The organism is Rhodococcus sp. FH8 (assembly GCF_019266085.1).
GTDB lineage: Bacteria > Actinomycetota > Actinomycetes > Mycobacteriales > Mycobacteriaceae > Rhodococcus_F > Rhodococcus_F qingshengii.
Genome location: NZ_LPNQ01000057.1, coordinates 1569039 through 1586695, shown reverse-complemented (window position 1 = coordinate 1586695; position 17657 = coordinate 1569039). Strand labels below are relative to the sequence as shown.

The 17657-nt window shown below is 61.8% G+C and carries 15 protein-coding genes; 8 read left to right on the top strand and 7 right to left on the bottom strand.

Annotated elements, in window-relative coordinates; genetic code table 11:
- Positions 1–161: 161 nt before the first annotated feature.
- On the top strand, positions 162–785 hold the full coding sequence (locus ATN38_RS10370) for a hypothetical protein (protein WP_054186991.1): 624 nt from the start codon (positions 162–164) through the stop codon (positions 783–785).
- A 669-nt stretch (positions 786–1454) separates the two neighbouring features.
- Here ATN38_RS10370 and lanKC read toward each other — a convergent pair.
- Positions 1455–4037: a class III lanthionine synthetase LanKC gene (gene lanKC / locus ATN38_RS10365; RefSeq protein ID WP_218747931.1), complete on the bottom strand. Its 2583-nt coding sequence runs from the start codon at positions 4035–4037 to the stop codon at positions 1455–1457.
- 368 nt (positions 4038–4405) lie between these two features.
- Between lanKC and ATN38_RS10360 the strand changes: the two genes are divergently transcribed.
- Genes ATN38_RS10360 through ATN38_RS10350 form a run of 3 tightly spaced genes read left to right on the top strand, consistent with a single transcriptional unit; the run spans position 4406 to position 7029 of the window.
- On the top strand, positions 4406–5599 hold the full coding sequence (locus ATN38_RS10360) for an acetyl-CoA C-acyltransferase (protein ID WP_030536138.1): 1194 nt from the start codon (positions 4406–4408) through the stop codon (positions 5597–5599).
- Positions 5600–5627: 28 nt separating this feature from the next.
- On the top strand, positions 5628–6389 hold the full coding sequence (locus tag ATN38_RS10355) for a 3-hydroxyacyl-CoA dehydrogenase (RefSeq protein WP_218747930.1): 762 nt from the start codon (positions 5628–5630) through the stop codon (positions 6387–6389).
- 13 nt (positions 6390–6402) lie between these two features.
- Entirely contained in the window at positions 6403–7029 is a 627-nt protein-coding gene (locus tag ATN38_RS10350) for a TetR/AcrR family transcriptional regulator (RefSeq protein ID WP_218747929.1), read from the top strand.
- 86 nt (positions 7030–7115) lie between these two features.
- Here ATN38_RS10350 and ATN38_RS10345 read toward each other — a convergent pair whose 3' ends face one another.
- Positions 7116–8738 carry a long-chain fatty acid--CoA ligase gene (locus ATN38_RS10345; protein WP_003943212.1) on the bottom strand — a complete coding sequence of 541 codons (1623 nt, stop codon included), beginning with the start codon at positions 8736–8738 and terminating at the stop codon, positions 7116–7118.
- A gap of 101 nt (positions 8739–8839) precedes the next feature.
- A complete protein-coding gene (locus tag ATN38_RS10340) occupies positions 8840–10525 on the bottom strand; it encodes a dihydroxyacetone kinase family protein (RefSeq protein WP_218747928.1) in 1686 nt (561 codons plus the stop codon).
- 54 nt (positions 10526–10579) lie between these two features.
- Here ATN38_RS10340 and ATN38_RS10335 point away from each other — a divergent pair, with 54 nt between their 5' ends.
- The gene (locus ATN38_RS10335; protein WP_047269365.1) at positions 10580–11443 is read left to right on the top strand and encodes a patatin-like phospholipase family protein; all 864 of its coding nucleotides are present in this window, start codon (positions 10580–10582) and stop codon (positions 11441–11443) included.
- A complete protein-coding gene (locus ATN38_RS10330; protein WP_218747927.1) occupies positions 11440–12294 on the top strand; it encodes an LLM class flavin-dependent oxidoreductase in 855 nt (284 codons plus the stop codon). Before ATN38_RS10335 ends, ATN38_RS10330 begins: the two co-directional genes overlap by 4 nt.
- Position 12295: 1 nt before the next feature.
- Here ATN38_RS10330 and ATN38_RS10325 read toward each other — a convergent pair whose 3' ends face one another.
- On the bottom strand, positions 12296–13306 hold the full coding sequence (locus ATN38_RS10325; protein ID WP_218747926.1) for a low specificity L-threonine aldolase: 1011 nt from the start codon (positions 13304–13306) through the stop codon (positions 12296–12298).
- A 335-nt stretch (positions 13307–13641) separates the two neighbouring features.
- On the opposite strand from ATN38_RS10325, the gene ATN38_RS10320 reads away from it, so the two are divergent.
- Both ATN38_RS10320 and ATN38_RS10315 read left to right on the top strand, forming a co-directional pair.
- Positions 13642–14172, top strand: a complete 531-nt coding sequence (locus tag ATN38_RS10320; protein WP_168421998.1) for an HNH endonuclease — start codon at positions 13642–13644, stop codon at positions 14170–14172.
- A 19-nt stretch (positions 14173–14191) separates the two neighbouring features.
- On the top strand, positions 14192–14449 hold the full coding sequence (locus tag ATN38_RS10315; protein ID WP_007730463.1) for a WhiB family transcriptional regulator: 258 nt from the start codon (positions 14192–14194) through the stop codon (positions 14447–14449).
- Between the two features lie 4 nt (positions 14450–14453).
- Here the strand turns inward: ATN38_RS10315 and ATN38_RS10310 are convergent, their stop codons facing one another.
- From ATN38_RS10310 to ATN38_RS10300, 3 genes are all read right to left on the bottom strand, one after another.
- Positions 14454–15875, bottom strand: coding sequence for a DUF2252 domain-containing protein (locus ATN38_RS10310; RefSeq protein ID WP_218747925.1), 1422 nt, complete (start codon positions 15873–15875; stop codon positions 14454–14456).
- Between the two features lie 80 nt (positions 15876–15955).
- Positions 15956–16279 carry a DUF6292 family protein gene (locus ATN38_RS10305; RefSeq protein ID WP_003942947.1) on the bottom strand — a complete coding sequence of 108 codons (324 nt, stop codon included), beginning with the start codon at positions 16277–16279 and terminating at the stop codon, positions 15956–15958.
- 69 nt (positions 16280–16348) lie between these two features.
- Positions 16349–17629, bottom strand: coding sequence for an NAD(P)/FAD-dependent oxidoreductase (locus ATN38_RS10300; protein WP_308256019.1), 1281 nt, complete (start codon positions 17627–17629; stop codon positions 16349–16351).
- Positions 17630–17657 lie beyond the last annotated feature (28 nt).

Here is a 17657-nt window from a genome sequence, read left to right as displayed (position 1 = left end):
CTGACATCGGTAGTTCAAATCGACCATCCTCGCAGCCCTGCCTCCCATAGCCAGCAAAGATAGCACCGTGGACACTTTCTCCGTGCCGAGAAACAATCGATCGTGAGATCGGGGAAGTGGTTACTGCTAGTCCGCGACAAACAGCTCGCTATTCTCATCGAATGGATCAGGCAGTGTCGAACTCGCAGGCAACGAGAAGGTCCGGTGCTCTTCGTTGGGTTGTTTTGGTAAACGCACTTATCGCAGCGTCGGCGTCGGCGATGTATGTCGCAGCGAAATGCCATCTCACCTGGCCCGAACCTGCGGATAGTGCACTCTCGATCGCCGGTGCGGTCGTTCTCTGGGTCCTCACGGCGAGTGTTGCAATCGTGCTGCTCGGAGTGTGCTGGTGGCAGCGACGCCGATGGTTGTGGTCCGATGTCGCTGTTCCGGTTCTCGTGGTGATCGCACTCGGGATCGCGGCCGCGGGGCAGCCACATTTCGATCAGTATCGGGCAGACTTCGAAACCGTTGCACAGCAACTACTTCAAGAACCTGACGATCCCTATTCCGATGGGTATCATCGTGATCTACGAATCGGCAGATTCGATATCTCCTATGCCAACGTCAGCAGTGAAGGCCACGTCTATTTCTATGACGCACGAGATGGATTGGACATCTTGGACAATCCCGGCTGGGTGTACGCACCCGATGGTGTGTCCGACAAGACCTTCAATCAGCTCCGGCTGGAAGACATCGGGGGCGGATGGTACCGATTCCCTCATCTTGTCGTTGACAGCTATTGAAACTCAAACCACCAGACCCTCCGCTCGAAGTCTCGGGCGAATGTGGTGACGCCGACCAGCATTCCTGAGGCGAACGGTAGTAGGAGTACGAGAAGCGTCGTCAAGGTGAGAGCGGTGTTGGCACGGCAACCGCCACCCCCGTCGTACCAGCGTGAGCAGATGTCGCCGAAGTCCCAACTCTCGCCCCAACGCTGAACGAACCAACCCGAAAGTGCGGCTGTCAGGATCAGTAGGAATATCGTCGCCAGTGACCATGCGATCTACCCTCGGCATTGCCGCCAGGTCGCACACATCATCGGCGAATACAGCTCGGTGAAGTGCGGATGCGTCTCATGATGAAACAATATTGTTCGTCTGATGATCCGCACGGATTCCGAAAGCCGATACCCCGGACCTGCTCCGAGGTATCGGCCTGAGGTCAGAGGCAGAAGAAACTGAGCGAACTGATTGCCGCGTTCTGCTCGAGCTGGCCTGCATCTCCGACGTTGCCGGCGGCGACTGACAGATCTTGAAGGGAGAGAATAGCGTCCATTGTCATTTCCTTTGTTGATCGGCATGTTTACCGATGGATTTGATCGATCGAATTGTCTTGCGGTGCTGATTCCATTTCAGGTTTTTGGCCTGATGCTTCTGTGCTCCAATCTTCCGGGGTGATAACTTTCCGAACAACTAGGAGATGTGGCAGTTCGACGCGCACATCAGTGGAAACGACTGTCGGGCAGTTGCCGATCCGGTATATCGGAGCAACGCCAGTATTCCTGCAGATCCGGTTGCCCAGTCTGTCGAGAGTCTCAGGTTCTGTTCACCTGGAAAGTGCAGTCCTCCTGCGTGATTGAGGCTGTGCAAGCCCAGAAGCTGGAACTGCTGGGCAAGCGTCTGCTCACAATCGGCGCCGGCATATGGACTCTTGGAGAGTTCGCCGAGAAAGAGAATCAGCCCGGCTCGCCCGTTGAGTAGTCCGGCTTGGGCAGTGAATTCGACTGTGGCGGCGCGGGATATCGCACGCACCGCAGCTGCGTAACGCGGTTCGTCGATATGGCGCAGAAGTTGTAGAAGTACCAGGCCCACACCGACAGACCCGGATCCGAGATACGGCATCGTCCGGCGCTCCTCTCTCAGCTGCATCGACCCGTCAGGGCACATCGACATCACAGACAGATCGATGTCGACGAGCTCGCGTGCGTGTTCCAGCGATCGAGGATCACCACTCAGTTCGTAGTGGCGAGTCCAGAACAGTGCTTGTCCGCTCGGTCCCCGCATCAGCCCACCTCGGCCGGCCACTGCCCAAGGTGTTCCGCCGGCGTCGCGGACATGCAAGCGAGCAGCTGAAATTCGTTCGCGCAGAGTCTCGGTCACGACAGCGAGAGTGGGTGACACAGTCGGTCGTGAAACCGATTCCTCGAGTAGGAGGCAACCGATTCCGGAAAGGCCGCTGAAAAGGCTGGAGTCGATGTCGTCGAGTGGGGCTCGACGCAAAATCTCGACCCACCTGTCGGCTGTCGAATGTCGCCCGTGATGCCGAAAGGTATGCACCGCACCCGCGAGCCCGTCGAAGAAGCCGAACTTTGGTTGAGTATCCGAATCAACTTGATGTTCAGTCCATTCCAGAACTGACTCCAAGGTGTCTGCGGGAAGTACATCGGCGAGCAGGTTTCCGCACGAGCCGTGAGCAATGCAGTAGCCGTTCACTTCGAACTGGGCGATGTCACCGGGAAAGAGTCGATCAGGGCGGGAGAGATCAAGCGAGGCGAGGATGCCGCAGCGCAATAGAGCGGCCGCCCGTTGCAGGTTTTCCCCGGGCGACGTGTCCCAACGATGCGGGCGATTCTCCGGTTCCGGCGCCTGTACGTCGAGCATCGAATAGAGCGAGGCACCGAAGGCACGAGGAAGATCGAAGCGAGACACCGCATAGTCGATGAGTTCGGGAATCTTGTTGCAATCGAGAGGGAACAATGTAGTAAGTGGGACAAAGAGTCCCAGCTCGATGCATCCCAACGAGTATCGATCCGCCGCGATTCCTGTCAACTGTCGAGGTGCTGTGTATCCGGGGGCTCCGGTGGACCGGGGCGGATGCTCGTCGATGTTGTGGGCCATCTCGAAGTCGATGATCCGAATACCGGACGGTGAGCACATGACGTTGCCAGGGTGAAGATCGGCATGAACGATTCCGGCGTTGTGGAAGCTCTCGACTGCGGTAGTCAACTGTTGTGCAATGTCGAGTGCCCAGGTTCTGTATTCCGTTCGGGAACTGAGTGTCTGGTCGGCGCGTATCAGTGGGTGGCGGAGCGCAACTTCCTGATTCAGTGGAGTGCCGGCAGCGCGCTCGGTGACAAGGAAGTGGTGTCCCTCGCGCTCGAACAAGCTGATGGCAGAAGGTGTGTACGGGTTGTCGGCAAGGTGAGTCAACTTGTCGTACTCGTTACGGATGCGGTCGATTGCGTACCGGCCGTTTGCGTCCGGGGCGGTAAAGGGACGGCCTTCTTTGATGACCAGATCGATGCCGGCGTCGTCGAACGCGGAGTAGATCCCCCCGCTGTTGCTGAAGTGCAGGGCTTCATTGATCGAATAGGGGAATTCGTCGTGTGATTTCAGCTTGTCTTGCTGCGCGCGAACGAAGTCCGGGATTTGTACCCAGTCCGGAGTTCTGAAGGAAGTGCCGCGCACATCGGGTTCGAGCGATCCGTCAGGACGCCGAATTGCGGGGACGCGATCGCCGAATGAATCGTAGGTCTGCATGGGCAGATACGCGCCGTACCGTAAGTAGAGCGGTCCCCGGTTCCATCGCACATCGCTGAGGATGTACGGCCCGTCGGCACCGGTGACAAGCTTGTCCAGTTCGGTGATGACACGTTGTGTGGCAACACCATCCGCCGGATAGATCGTGATGAATTTTCCGCTGGAAGTTCGATTGGCCTGCTTGCTGTTGGACAACATGAGGTCTGCTGCCGTCCGAAGAAATTTGAACGGCACATGATTGTGACCGCAATACACGGAAACGGTATCGAGCAGCTCCTGCGCGTTGGCTCGGGTAGCGGAGCAGTGAATCTTCCATCCTTGTTCTGGCAGCAGACCGTCGGGCGGTTGGAAGTAGTTCCACGGTCCACTTTGGGGACCGCGCCGCCAGAGCGACCAATCCACCGACTCCGCGGGGATAAAGTGCTGGTCAGTTGATGTATCTGGTCGGGTGACCGTTCTGATTCGGTCGTAGAAATGCGGGTCGGCACGCGTGAAGGCAACGTATCGCAGGTCCACGCCAAACCTCCCGGTCAGTCCCCCTGCGGTTGTCATCGATTGGTGCCACGCCCCGAATCCCCTGTGGCTTGGATTGCTTGTGGCGGAAGGTTATCCGATTCCGGACATTTCGGGCGAAGATTGAAAACCTATCATTCGAAAGTACTAATGAAGGGTGTGGGCCAGGCGAGGTCACTGATCGCTTAGCTTTTAGTCGGCCGCATTTGTTTCGAGTTCGGAGGCCCCCTGTTGACGAGAGGATCAAGTCGGTGGTAGTTCTTTAGCGAGCGCTAAGTCAGGGTGCTCCCTCGATCTCGGTCCGGTACCCGGCGCCACGAAACACGGGTGCCGGACCGCCCCAGCAATGCACGTCCTCGAAGGGAACGAAGATGACCAAGGCAGTGATCGTCGATGTAGTCCGGATCGCGTCCGGCAAGGGAAAGCCGGGCGGAGCACTGTCCGGGACGCACCCTGTCGAACTGATGGCCCACGTTCTGCGTTCCATCACCTCGCGAAACGGCCTCGACCCCGCCCTGGTGGACGACGTGATCGGCGGTTGCGTCGGACAGGCCGGTGAGCAGGCACTCAACATCACCCGCAGCGCGGTCCTCTCGGCCGGATTCCCCGAGTCGGTACCCGCCACCACGATCGATCGCCAGTGCGGATCAAGTCAGCAAGCTGCGCACTTTGCGGCGCAGGGCGTGATCGCCGGGGCCTACGACATCGTGATCGCGGCAGGCGTCGAATCCATGAGTCGTGTCCCGATGGGTACCACGACGATGGGGAAGGACGCTTCCGGTCCGGGCGTCGCTGCTCGCTACCCCGAAGGCCTGGTCAACCAGGGCATCTCCGCAGAATTGATCGCCGCCAAGTGGAAGCTTGACCGCGACGCTCTCGACGCATTCTCCGCGCAGTCCCACCAGCGGGCAGCAGAGGCAGCGGCGAAGGGGCTCTTCGACAAGGAGATTCTGCCGATCTCGGTGACCAACGCCGCCGGTGAGACCGTCTCGCATATCGTCGACGAGACGGTTCGCGCGTCTACTACCGCCGAGGGACTCGCCGGTTTGAAGCCGTCGTTCTACTCGGAGAAGTACGCGCAGCGCTTCCCCGAGGCGCAGTGGTCGATCACTCCCGGTAACTCGTCGCCGCTCACCGACGGCGCGTCCGCAGCACTGATCATGAGCGAAGAAATGGCGTCGAAGCTGGGGCTGACGCCGCGAGCTCGTTTCCATTCCTTCTCCGTTGCGGGCGATGACCCGATCTTCATGCTCACCGCACCCATCCCAGCCACCCACAAGGTGCTCGCTCGCGCGGGTCTGAGCATCGACGACATCGACACCTACGAGGTCAACGAAGCCTTCGCTCCCGTACCGCTCGCCTGGGCTCACGAGTTCGGCGCCGACCCGGCAAAGCTCAACCCGTGGGGCGGCGCGATTGCACTCGGCCATGCCCTGGGGTCCTCGGGTACTCGCCTGCTGACCACGATGGTCAACCACCTCGAGGCCACCGGCGGACGCTACGGATTGCAGACCATGTGCGAGGGCGCCGGCATGGCCAACGCCACAATCATCGAACGCATCTGAAACACATAACCTTTCGAAAGGAACTCTCATGATCGTCAACGACAGCGTCGCCGTCGTCACCGGTGGAGCATCCGGCCTCGGCCTGGCCACCACCAAAGCCCTTCTTGCCGACGGCGCCAGCGTCGTCATCATCGACCTTCCGTCGTCCAACGGTGAAGCCATCGCCAAGGAACTTGGCGACCGGGTCCGCTTCGCGGCTGCAGACGTCACCGACGAGGCTGCGGTCACCGCGGCACTCGACGTGGCCGAATCCCTCGGACCCCTGCGCGTGGCAGTCAACTGCGCCGGAATCGGCAACGCAGTCAAGACGGTCAGCAAGAACGGCGCTTTCCCGCTCGACGCGTTCAAGAAGGTCATCGACGTCAATCTGATCGGCACCTTCAACGTCCTTCGTCTTGCTGCGGAACGTATTTCGAAGACCGAGCCGATCGACGGTGAACGCGGCGTCATCATCAACACCGCTTCGGTCGCCGCGTATGACGGCCAGATCGGGCAGGCTGCGTACTCCGCGTCGAAGGGCGGTGTCGTCGGTATGACGCTTCCCATCGCCCGTGACCTCGCGTCGCTGCTGATCCGCGTCAACACCATTGCACCAGGCTTGTTCAAGACCCCGTTGCTGGCCGGACTGCCCGAAGCAGCCCAGGCGTCGTTGGGTCAGCAGGTGCCTCACCCCTCTCGCCTGGGTGATCCCAGCGAGTACGGCGCGCTTGCTGCGCACATCGTTTCCAACCCCATGCTCAATGGTGAGACGATCCGCCTCGACGGTGCAATCCGTATGGCACCGCGGTAATTTCGGCTATCACATGACTGGCGAGGTGGAGTCGGTGAGCTCGGTGGCAGTGGACTGGAGGTCCTTCCCGCCGCTGGTGATGACCGACATCCTGACGGCTTCGCTCGAACTGTTCGACGAGAACGGTTACCACGGCACGACGGTGCGCCAGATTGCCAATCGTGTCGGGGTAACCGTTCCCGCGCTCTACTATCACCACGCGAACAAAGAGGCAGTTCTCGTCGCTTTGTTCGAGGTCTCGATGAGTGAGCTGAATACCAGAACCGAAGCGGCAGAAGCGGAGGCCGGCGAAAATCCGGTACGACGCTTCGCCTTGGTGGTGGAGGCGATTGTTCTCTATATGACCCACCGGTCGCGGCATGCTGCGTTGGACACCGAGATCCGGCATGTCTCACCGGAAAGTCGAAGTCGGTACGCCGCCAGTCGTAAGCGGCTCGAGTTGCTGATGCGCAGGATCGTCGACGACGGTGTGGCATCGGGAGATTTCGCGGTCACCGATACCGAAGAGACCGTCCGGGCAATACTCGGTATGGCGCAGTCACTGCCGCGTTGGTTCCAGACCGGCGGTCCGATGTCACCGTCGCAATTGGCGGAGAAGTACGTCGATATCGCTTTTCACACGGTCGGCTATCGGCCGTAAAGTGCATCGCTCGTGAACGAAGGTGGGCAACAGGTCGAAAACCTGTTGCCCACCTTCAGTATTCATACTTCGGCATTCACTCGGTGTCAGAGTCGCGTAACTTCGAGTCCGCCCTCGTGGTAGTCGGCGCGAAGGCGTTTCTTGTCGAACTTGCCGACGCTCGTCTTCGGGACTTCCTGGACCACGGCCCAGTTCTCGGGCAGCTGCCACTTGGCAACCTTGTCCGAAAGGTACTGTTGCAGTTCGGACATGGTGGTTTCGGAACCAGCGCGAAGAACAACCGCAACCAACGGGCGCTCGTCCCACTTCTCGTCCGGCACGCCGATGACGGCAGCTTCGGTGACGTCAGGGTGACCCATGACGGCGTTCTCGAGGTCGACCGAGGAGATCCATTCGCCGCCGGACTTGATGATGTCCTTGGAGCGGTCGGACAGGCTCAGGAAGCCGTCGGCCGTGATGGATCCGACGTCGCCGGTCTTGAGCCAGCCGTCGTTGAACTTGTCTTCCGCATCGACGCCGTAGTACGACCCGGTGATCCAGGGGCCGCGCACTTCGAGCTCGCCGACGGAAACGCCGTCGTGTGCAACAACTTTGCCGTCGTCGTCGATGAGACGTGCCTCGACGGATGCCGGGAATCGCCCCTGGGAGTAGCGGTACTTCCACATTGCGTCGCCGGTGACGCCGGCCGGCGGGCGGGCAACGGATCCGAGCGGGGAGGTTTCGGTCATGCCCCAGGCATGCAGGACCGAGACGTTGTGATCGGCTTCGAATGCGTGCATGAGGGCCGGCGGTACCGCGGACCCACCGATCAGAACCTCGCGCATCGAGGAGATGTCCTGCGGGTTCTGCTCGAGGTAGAGGTGCAGGCCCTGCCAGATGGTGGGGACGGCTGCGGCGAACGTCGGCTTCTCGCTGGCGATGATCGCAGCCAACGGGGCAGGCTGGAGGAAGCGGTCGGGCATGATCAGCGAAGCACCGATCATGAATGCGGCGTAGGGAAGTCCCCACGACATGGCGTGGAACTGAGGCACCACGGCGAGTGCACGATCGCCCTGCGCGAGGTTGGGGCCGTCGCTCATGCAGACCTGCATGGAGTGCAGGTAGATCGAACGGTGGGAGTAGACGACGCCCTTGGGGTCACCCGTGGTGCCGGACGTGTAACACATTGCGGCAGCGCTCAGTTCGTCGACCTCGGGCCAGTCGAACTCGGTGGGCTGATCGGCGATCAAGCCCTCGTAGGTGTGAACCTGCACTCCCTCGGGAGCTTCGAGTCCTGCAGTGGAGGAGCCGGTGACGACGATGTGTTTGACGGTGGTCAGCGACGGAAGCTGCGGAGAGAGAAGCGGAATCAGGGACGGGTCGACGATGATCACGCGGTCCTCGGCGTGATTGGCGACATGGATCAACTGCTCGGGGAACAGACGAATGTTCAGGGTGTGGAGCACAGCGCCCATCGAGGGGATCGCCAGGTACGCCTCGAGGTGCTCGGAGTTGTTCCACATGAACGTGGCGACTCGCTCGTCGCCCTCGACGCCGAGCCCGCGCAGGGCGTGCGCAAGCTGAGCACAGCGCTTGCCGACGTCAGCGTAGGACACACGGCGCGGGCCGGACTCGGTCCACGTGACAACCTCGGAGGCGCCGTGAACGGAGGCACCGTGGCGGAGAAGTTGAGCAATGGAGAGGGGGGCGTCTTGCATGGTGCTCAGCATGGGCTGCTCCTGTGTGGTGTGTGAGACCGGTGCTTTTGCCCACGGGTCGTCACAAACGATGTGCTGTGGCTGCCAGATTAGTCACAGCCCCGAAGTGCTCGCTAGTGACCCACTGCACTGGCGAAGAACCACGCTATGAGTAGCGCTCCCGGATCGACTACTCCGCGAGCGGCTTCGCCCACATAACTTGCACGTCCGCGGTTCGCGAGCATGGTTTCGGTCGACTCCGCCCCGGCCTCTGCGGCTTCCGCTGCGCTCGCCAGCGCAGCATCTCGATCGGCTTCCGAGCTCACGGATCGCTCCAACGACTCGACCGCCGGAACTATCGCGTCGACCATCGTCTTGTCGCCGACGCGTGCGCCGCCGAGCGAGGTGATGTTGTCGAGTCCCGCTCGCGCTGCAGCCGCGATCGCGCCGAGGTCGAGTTCGGAGTCCGCCGAGTCTGCGGCAACGCGGAAGAAATGCCGGAACCAGATGCCGAACAATGCGCCGGAGGTGCCACCGGCGTGGCCGAGGTACGCCTGTGAGACTGCATCGAATATCGTTGCGGTGGAGTACGTGTCACGGATCGCCGAGATGTCGAGTTGATCCAGTGCGGCCACCATGTTGGTCCCGAAATCGCCGTCGCCCGCTCGTCGGTCGAGATCGGTCAGTGCCGGTTCCTGATCCAGTACCTTCTCGGCCCAGTCCGCAATCCAGCTTCCGACGAAGCTGCTTTCGGCGGTGCGTGAGGTGTCGGGTGTGAATGTGGGACCGAAAGATTCGCGCGTGCCCATGCCGGTGTACTCACGCGCTATAGCATTCGGCCAGGCGGGCGCTTTTGTTGGTGCGTCCCATAATTCGAGGATTTCTTTGTCTGTGCGAACAAGGGTGATGGACGCGCCTGCCATGTTCAATGCAGTGACGAAGGTTCCGATCAGTGTCCGCTCGATGTGAATTCCCTGTTCGTCCAGATAATCTCCGAGTTCGGCGAACAGAAGTTGCAACTCCAGCGGGTGGGTGGCGCCGAGACCGTTGACGACGGCGATGACGCGGTCGCCTTCGGCGAGACTCAGGGACTTGATGATCGGGTCCGTCAGCCGCCGCACCAATTCCGGTGCGGGCAGGGCGTCCACGCGTTCTGTGCCGCGTTCGCCGTGGATGCCGATACCGAGTTCCATCTGACCCGCCGGCAAGTCGAACGACGGCTCGTCAGCCCCCGGCAAAGTGCATGGGCGAAGGGCGACGGCCATGCTCCGAGCGGAGTGCGCGACGTGTTGTCCGATCCGGGTCACCTCGGCCAGGTCGTCGCCGCGGGCGGCGGATGCGCCGCAGACCTTCTCCACCACGATGGTTGCCGCAGTACCGCGTCGCCCCGGGCCACTGCCGTCTGCGCGTTCGGTCGCGACGTCGTCGTCGACCAGGACGACGTCCGTATCGATCTTGTCCTCGCGTAGCAACTCTCGGGCGATACCGAAGTTCATCACGTCGCCGGTGTAGTTCTTCACGATGTGAAGGACGCCGCCGCCGGCGTCGGCAGCCTTGGATCCCTCGTGGATCTGAAGTGCATTGGGTGAGCTGAAGACCAATCCGGGGCAGACGGCTGTGAGCATTCCTTCGCCGATGAATCCGGCGTGCATGGGTTCGTGGCCTGAACCGCCGCCGGAGACGAGCGCGACCCGTCCGCGGGGAAGTGGCCTTGCGCGTGTGAGGTACCCAGGGTCGGGATTCCACGCGATGTCGTCGGTGGATGCGATCAAACCACGGAGTGCGTCGGGAACAAATGTCTTTGCGCTGCGCATGAACATCACTTCAGAGTAGGTCTAACGTCGACTTCGGGCACGGATCACGATCGACGAGAGGTGGACGGCGTGAAATTGGGGTTGGTACTTGCCGGTGGCGGCGTTGCGGGAATCGCCTGGGAAACAGGTTTTCTGTTGGGCCTTCAGGACAAATCACCGGACACTGCCGCTGCGCTGCTGACGGCGGACGTGTTGATCGGCACTTCCGCAGGTTCCACGGTGAGCGCTCAGATAGCGAGCGGCGTGACACTGCAAGAGCTTTTCGACGCACAAACAGCGGAGGCGACCGGCGAAATCGACCCGAAGGTCGATGTCGAGGTACTCGGTCAGATGTTCGTCGACGCGATCGCAGGATCGCAGGACCGGGCCGAGCAGCTCCGTTTGCTCGGCGAAGCAGCGATGAGAGCCGATACCGTCGAACCTGCCGTGCGTCGCGCGGTCATCGAGGCGAGGCTGCCCAATCGGTTGTGGCCCGACCGGGAGTTGCGCATCCCGGCGATCAACGCACAGACCGGTGAGTTGAGGGTGTTCGGCAACGCTGACGGCGTAGAACTGATCGACGCAGTCGGAGCAAGTTGCGCCGTACCAGGGGTGTGGCCGGTAGTCGTGATCGAGGGCGAGCGGTACATGGACGGCGGAATGGCGAGTGGCTCGAATGTTCATCTGGCTGCCGACTGCGATGTGGTCGTGGTTCTTTCACCCGCAGCCGACCCCGCCCCGAATCTTCTGGGCGGCAGTCTACGAGAGGAAATCGACGTGATGACGCCCTTGCCCGTGCTGCCTGTCTTCGCCGACGACGCCGTCGTCGAAGCGATCGGAACGAACTCGCTTTCACCGACAACCAGGCGCCCCGCAGCCGAACTCGGCCGCGAACAGGGCCGTCGAACCGCCGACGAGATCGCCGCGTTTCTGGTGACGGCATGAGCGCCGCACGGATTGCCGTCGTCGTGCGCCCGGAGCAATCTCCGGACGATCTGGTTCGACATGCCAGGTATGCAGACGAAGTCGGTATCGACGAGGTCTGGTTGTGGGAAGACTGCTTCTTCGGCGGAGGAATAGCCACTGCTGCAACTGTATTGGCTGAGACCGATCGCGTGGGTGTGGCGATCGGTGTGCTGCCGACCCCGATGCGCAACACCGCGATCACGGCGATGGAGATTTCAGCGCTGGCCAGAGTTCATCCGGATCGACTACGGGTTGGCTTCGGTCACGGCGTTCAGAGTTGGATGCGGCAGATCGGGGCCAAAGCCGAATCGCCGTTGACCCTCCTGCGGGAGCAGTTCGGAGCAGTCGAGCGGCTACTGGGCGGTGAGTCGGTGACGGTGTCCGGTCGATACGTGAATCTCACGGACGTCACGCTGGCGTGGCCACCGGAGACGGTGCCGCAGTTGCTCGTCGGCGCCACGGGGCCAAAGACTTTGGCGCTCAGTGGCGAGTTGGCGCAGGGCACCGTGCTCTCGGGTGGGACGACCCCGGACGGCGTGCGTCGGGCGATCGCTCACATCGGGGCGTCGGATCACGAGGTCGTCGTCTACGTCATCTGTGCTTTCGGTTCCGGCGGTCGTGAGCGCGCCCTTGCCGAGGCCGCAGCGTCCGGTAGCGAGTCGCCGGAGGATGCGATTGCCGTGGGCAACGCGGCCGAAGTCGCGGCAGCAGCACGGCGATGGGTTGCAGCAGGTGCAACCACCGTGGTACTCCAACCGACTGTTGACGAGCCGGATGTCCGCGAGTTCATTCGCTTTGTCGCGCAGGAGGTTCAACCCCTGGTGGCGTAGTTCAGAAGGTTACTCTGGACAGAACCGCGTCGATGTCGGCAGTGCTCACGTCGCGATGTGTCACGAACCGAACCTTCCCGGCAACGGTGACCGCGCCGACATCGACAGCGGCGAGCTGAGCAACGGTGACCGACGGATCGGCTGTCGCGGCCAGAACGATGTTGGTGGCAGGTTCGTCGACGGCCCAACCGCGTTCACGAAGCCCCGACGCGAGGCGCTGCGCGTTGTCGTGATCGTCGGAGAGGCGAGCTTGTGAGCGCAACGCGACGATGCCGGCTGCGGCCAGCACTCCGCCCTGACGAACGCCGCCGCCGAGCATCTTGCGGATCCTTCGGGCTTCGGTGATCAATTCGGGTGATGCGGCGAGTATCGAGCCGACCGGCGCACCGAGTCCCTTACTCAGGCACACCTGAACGGTATCGGCGCCGGAAGTCAATTCGGTGGGCGAAACATCGAGTGCAACAGCGGCATTCCAGAGACGGGCGCCGTCGAGGTGAATCTTCAAGCCGCGTGATCGCGCTGCGTCGACCAACGTCGTCCATTCGGTCGGATTCATGACGGCACCGCCGGCGAAGTTATGAGTGTTCTCGAGACAGAGCAGCGTGGTGTTCAACGCGAAGTACGGGCCGGGGGAGCCCGCCGCCTTCACAAAAGTCTCGGGGGTGGGACGTCCGGGTCCGCTGTCGTGCGGCAACGCCATCGGCATTCCCTGGGCGAGCCAGGCAGCGGTGCCCAATTCGGAGCCCAAGACGTGAGAGTGTTCCGGTGCCAGGAACTGATCGCCGCGGTGAAGGTGCAGCATCAGCGCAATCAGGTTGCCCATCGATCCGCTCGGCACCCACAGTGCCGCCGGTAAACCCAGAGTGTGCGCCACCTCTTCCTCGAGCGCCGCCATGGTCGGGTCGTGATCGAGGACGTCGTCACCGACTTCGGCGTCGGCCATCGCCTTCCGCATCTCCGCATCAGGCTTGGTGACGGTGTCCGAGCGTAGGTCGATGTACGACGAAGTCATGGCTCATTCGATCAAGCCGGGTGTTCTGGCGTCAAACCGCGGTATTTCCAGGACGGCTCTTCCGGCCTGATAAATCGATATCGCTGAGGATGCCTTCCGTGTGATGATGAGCGCCGGCAATCGCCGGTGACGAGAACAAGAAGTGGAAGGGGACAGGCATGCGCGACTGGAAGCAAGCGTTGCACCTGCGCGGGCACTCACCCCGCGGTATTTCCCATCCCGCATTCGGGGAACAGAGTGGCGCTGGATATATGCCGTTCCCCATTTCTTGCATTTGCTCCTGACCCGTCTTCGTGTCCAGGAGTTTCACTCCTCGACACGAACTGAGAACTCTCATGCGGAACCCGAACCGCGCACTTGCTCACAGTTGGATGAACCGCCCCGTCCGGGTACTCAACGCCACGTACGAGTACCTCGGTGAAGTGAGCGCCGATCGTGCGGTCGTCCTGATCGCCACCGGCTCCGCGCAGTCCACCGAAGACGTGACCCCGATATTTCCGGTGCGCTCCAAGCACGTCGAAATCCCACTGCCGAGGACGATCCTGCTCGCCGAGTACGTGTACGTTGCTCACCGGGTGACGGTCACCGATTCCAGTCGGGCCACTTTTGCCGGTGTCTTCGACCGGGACGGTCGTCGATGTGCGTACTGCGCCGCCCGGGCAACGACCATCGACCATGTCCAGCCGCGGAGCCGTAACGGGCCCAACACGTGGGGAAATCTGGTGGCGTGCTGCAGTTCCTGCAATCAACGCAAGGCGGATCGCACACCGGCCGAGGCCGGTATGCGGCTGCTGTGGGAGCCGAAGGCACCTCGGCGCATCGAGAAAGTGCAGCAGAAGATCTGGCGCGAATTGAGTCGGACGTGACAGTCGAAGGGAGCCAGTGATGTGCGCTGACGAAATCTCCAATTTGGCTGAGCTTTTGCCGATCTCGGACGACCGGACGTGGTGGCAGGCGGAATGCCGAGGAGACCCCGAGCCGGACCGGTGGTTTCCCTTTCCGTCCGAGGGATACGACTACGCGACCGACGTGTGCAACAGGTGCCCGATTGTGGCTTCGTGTCGTGAATTCGCCTCTGCCACTGGTCAGACCGGAATCTGGGGTGGAGTGAAGTTCGAGCAGGGCAGGATTGTCGCGGCGTGAGGGATCAGATTCCCGGCTCCGCGGCGATCGTGCCGGCCGACACCGCCCGGCACAGAGCGTCGTGGTCACGTTCGGTCTGATCGGCGTAGAGCCGAGCAAACCGGGTGAGGGCGGTGTCGACCGTGTCCGAGGTTCCCAGGTAACCGGAAATCAGTGACGCGCCACTGGTTCGTGCGTGTCCCTTGGCCAGTAGGCGACCGCAGATCGCGACATAGTCGGTCAAGGCTGCTGCATCGATATTGTTCAGGTCCACAGAACCTTTCATGTTCCGGAACTGACGGACGTAGTACTGGCGGTCGTCCACGGTGCACCACCCGAGCAGTGGATCGCTGACTGTCTGGAGAGCCTGCTGGTATTCCGCGACGCGTCGTCCTTGATGGTCGTGCCAGGCCGAGTCACCGTGCACGAAGGGTGCAACGACGGATCGGCGAGCCTGCTTGAGCTGCAAGAAGATGACGTCGTCCGGGATGCTCCCTTCGCACAGGGCCACATAGGCGCGCAGAGCGACACTCCCGACTCCGACAACCCGGTGCGCGACGTCGATGACGTTGTATCCCGAGACGACTCGGCGCCAGTGTGGTGCAAGGGTTTCGAGATACTCGTCCAGACCCTCCAGGAGGAAGTCGGTGTCCTGCTGCGTGAGTCGTGTTGTGAGCGGCGGGTTCTCGACCAACTGGCGCCGTCCGTGATCCTCGACGGTGAACCGCGGCACCGCATGGTCACTCGTACGCCGCCGGGCGCGCTCCGCGGCGCGCCTGATCTCGGCCAGCAACCCAGGATCGGTGACGTGGTCGGTGAGTCCGTCGAGATCGACCCGGTCGAAGGAGCGATCGAACAGTGGACGCTCGGAGAGCTTCGCCAAGTGGAGGCGATACGCGGACACACACGAGGTTGTTGCTGTTTCGCATTGAGCTTCGGTGAGACCGTTCTGCCGACCGGCCACCCAGATGCTCGCAGCCAGCCTTCGTAGATCCCATTCCCAGGGGCCGGGATGTGCTTCGTCGAAATCGTTGAGGTCTATGACAAGTTCGCGTTCCGGAGATCCGTAGAACCCGAAGTTTCCGACGTGCGAATCTCCACAGATGACGGGAGTGATGCCGGTGGACGGCAGCTGCGCCATGTCCTCTGCCATCAATCCGGCGGTACCGCGCAGGAATCCGTATGGCGAAGCGACCATTCGCCCCACACGGATCGGAACCAACCAGTCGAGTCTTCCCTCGTGTGCCGTGTTGACCTGATCGACCGGGTCACGTCGATCGGATGGGGGCGTCCAGTCGCCGAGCGACGATCGCGCCACTCGCTTGCGCAGGCCTTTCCCGATCTTGCGACGCTCACTGCGGGGCGTCTGACGCGCCCGCAAAGTCGCCCTGCCGTCCGGTTCGTTCTCGAGAGCCAGCTGACCGGCAGGCCTGTTCAGCGGGTCCATGTCGGGCTCTCTTTCGTCGGGCGTGCGAAACTCGCGCTCGATCTTATGCCCGCCGGATTGTGCGCCGCGCGACGAGTTCCTTAACTACCCGCCTGGGCAATCAACTCGACAGCGCGGTCGGCGCACAGTTCAGGATCCGGCATTCTCCCGATACCGAGGCATTCGACAACGGCGAACGACGCATCCGGTGTGGTTTCCACGCCGAGCGCCCACCCGAAGTAGTGATTCCAGGCGAGTACGGCTCGGTGGCCACTGTGCTGCGGAATCTCGCTGCCCAGAACGAGTACTGCGTCGAACGCGGGGCCGTCGCACCAGATGACCGATTCGGCGAAGGTGGAGCTGGCGACGGCGACTACGTACCTGTGACAAGTCGATTCACTCGGAATGGCGATGTGTGCACGCATGGTCGCTCCTCCGGCTCGGTTGCGATCGGAGGGTTCCCCGTTGCCGGCGCCGAAAAAACGCTTGTCAGATTACGTCCCGGCCACAGATCTACGACGCAGACGGTGCCTGAGATGTTTTTGTGCTGCCCGCGCGACCGAGCGAGTCGAGAGATACTGTTCGGCCGGTATCAACCGGGAACCGGACAAGTAGAACCTTCGGGCTTCGTCGTGGTCGTGGGTGGCCGCGGAGATGAGCAGACGTTCGATCGCGGTGAACTTTCGCCCACCGGCGTAACCGCTCATGTAGTCGATGTGATTCGTCATACTTGCTCTGGCGCTACGGTATTCGGTCAATGCAGCGGTCACTTTCCGATGTGAGTCGAGTGTGTCTGCCGGCGTCTCCGTCAGCATGTGCGCGGTCGCATCGACCAGCATCTGAGCGGTCTCGAGTGCCCACGAGCATCCGATACCCCACAACGGGTCGTTGGTTGCCGCAGCGTCGCCGATGAGTGCGAACCCGTTACCTACGGGTTCGGTGAGGGTTGTGGAGAAGTGTTTGGTACCAACGATCTTCCCGACGATGTGCTCTCGCCGAACAAGCGGAGCGCCGGGTAATGCGTTGGCGTACTCGAGGAAAGCAGTAGACAGGTCGTCAGCGAACGAGCCGAGCTTGTCGAGGGCAGGGAAGACGACCAGCACGCTGATTCCGCCGTCGTTGGGGAGCAGATAGGCGACGTCGGGATCCATGAACCACGACAATGACGTTTCTCCGCCGGGTCGTTCGAGTCCGGAGAGTTGGGCGAAATAGCTGAAACGCCCGTTGGATGCAGTCACGGAGTCGCAACGAGCGGATCGTGCGACGGTCGAATCCTTGCCGTCCGCTCCGACGGTCAATCGTGCTCCGACAGTGAAGGCCGAACCCTGTTCGGTGCCGTAGACGCCTGCAGTAGTGCCGTTCTCGGTCAGTAGTCCGGAAACGCGATGCCCGAGAAGAAGGTCGACGTTCGGGTAGTCGTTCGCGAGTTGGCGCAGTAGGGGGTCGAGAGTTTCCCTTCGGACGTTGAACCCAGGTGGCGGTGAGTTCTCTGCGGCATCAGGGGTGATCATTCCCCACGGGGTCCAGAATGTCGGAACGGTTTCCACCATTCCCAGGGCGAGCAGTTTTTCCGTGGCGCCGAGTCGTTGCAAGATCGGGGCACCGCACGGTTGCAGGTGGTGAGTGCACAGGACTTTGTGCGCCCGGATGTCGGAGCGAGCGTCGAGAAGCGCTATCCGCAGACCTTGCTGGGCGTACATGATTGCGGCCGCGCATCCCGCGATGCTCGCGCCGACAATCACAACGTCATACTTTTCCCGTGCCTTCGAAGTCACTCGATCAGCTTAATGCATAAGGTTATAA

What these genes read in the sequence shown, in the direction of transcription:
- ATN38_RS10370 (WP_054186991.1), top strand. Translation starts at nt 162, where the DNA reads ATGGATCAGGCAGTGTCGAACTCGCAGGCAACGAGAAGGTCCGGTGCT.
- ATN38_RS10360 (WP_030536138.1), top strand. Translation starts at nt 4,406, where the DNA reads ATGACCAAGGCAGTGATCGTCGATGTAGTCCGGATCGCGTCCGGCAAG.
- ATN38_RS10355 (WP_218747930.1), top strand. Translation starts at nt 5,628, where the DNA reads ATGATCGTCAACGACAGCGTCGCCGTCGTCACCGGTGGAGCATCCGGC.
- ATN38_RS10350 (WP_218747929.1), top strand. Translation starts at nt 6,403, where the DNA reads ATGACTGGCGAGGTGGAGTCGGTGAGCTCGGTGGCAGTGGACTGGAGG.
- ATN38_RS10345 (WP_003943212.1), bottom strand. Translation starts at nt 8,738, where the DNA reads ATGCTGAGCACCATGCAAGACGCCCCCCTCTCCATTGCTCAACTTCTC.
- ATN38_RS10340 (WP_218747928.1), bottom strand. Translation starts at nt 10,525, where the DNA reads ATGTTCATGCGCAGCGCAAAGACATTTGTTCCCGACGCACTCCGTGGT.
- ATN38_RS10330 (WP_218747927.1), top strand. Translation starts at nt 11,440, where the DNA reads ATGAGCGCCGCACGGATTGCCGTCGTCGTGCGCCCGGAGCAATCTCCG.
- ATN38_RS10325 (WP_218747926.1), bottom strand. Translation starts at nt 13,306, where the DNA reads ATGACTTCGTCGTACATCGACCTACGCTCGGACACCGTCACCAAGCCT.
- ATN38_RS10320 (WP_168421998.1), top strand. Translation starts at nt 13,642, where the DNA reads ATGCGGAACCCGAACCGCGCACTTGCTCACAGTTGGATGAACCGCCCC.
- ATN38_RS10315 (WP_007730463.1), top strand. Translation starts at nt 14,192, where the DNA reads ATGTGCGCTGACGAAATCTCCAATTTGGCTGAGCTTTTGCCGATCTCG.
- ATN38_RS10310 (WP_218747925.1), bottom strand. Translation starts at nt 15,875, where the DNA reads ATGGACCCGCTGAACAGGCCTGCCGGTCAGCTGGCTCTCGAGAACGAA.
- ATN38_RS10305 (WP_003942947.1), bottom strand. Translation starts at nt 16,279, where the DNA reads ATGCGTGCACACATCGCCATTCCGAGTGAATCGACTTGTCACAGGTAC.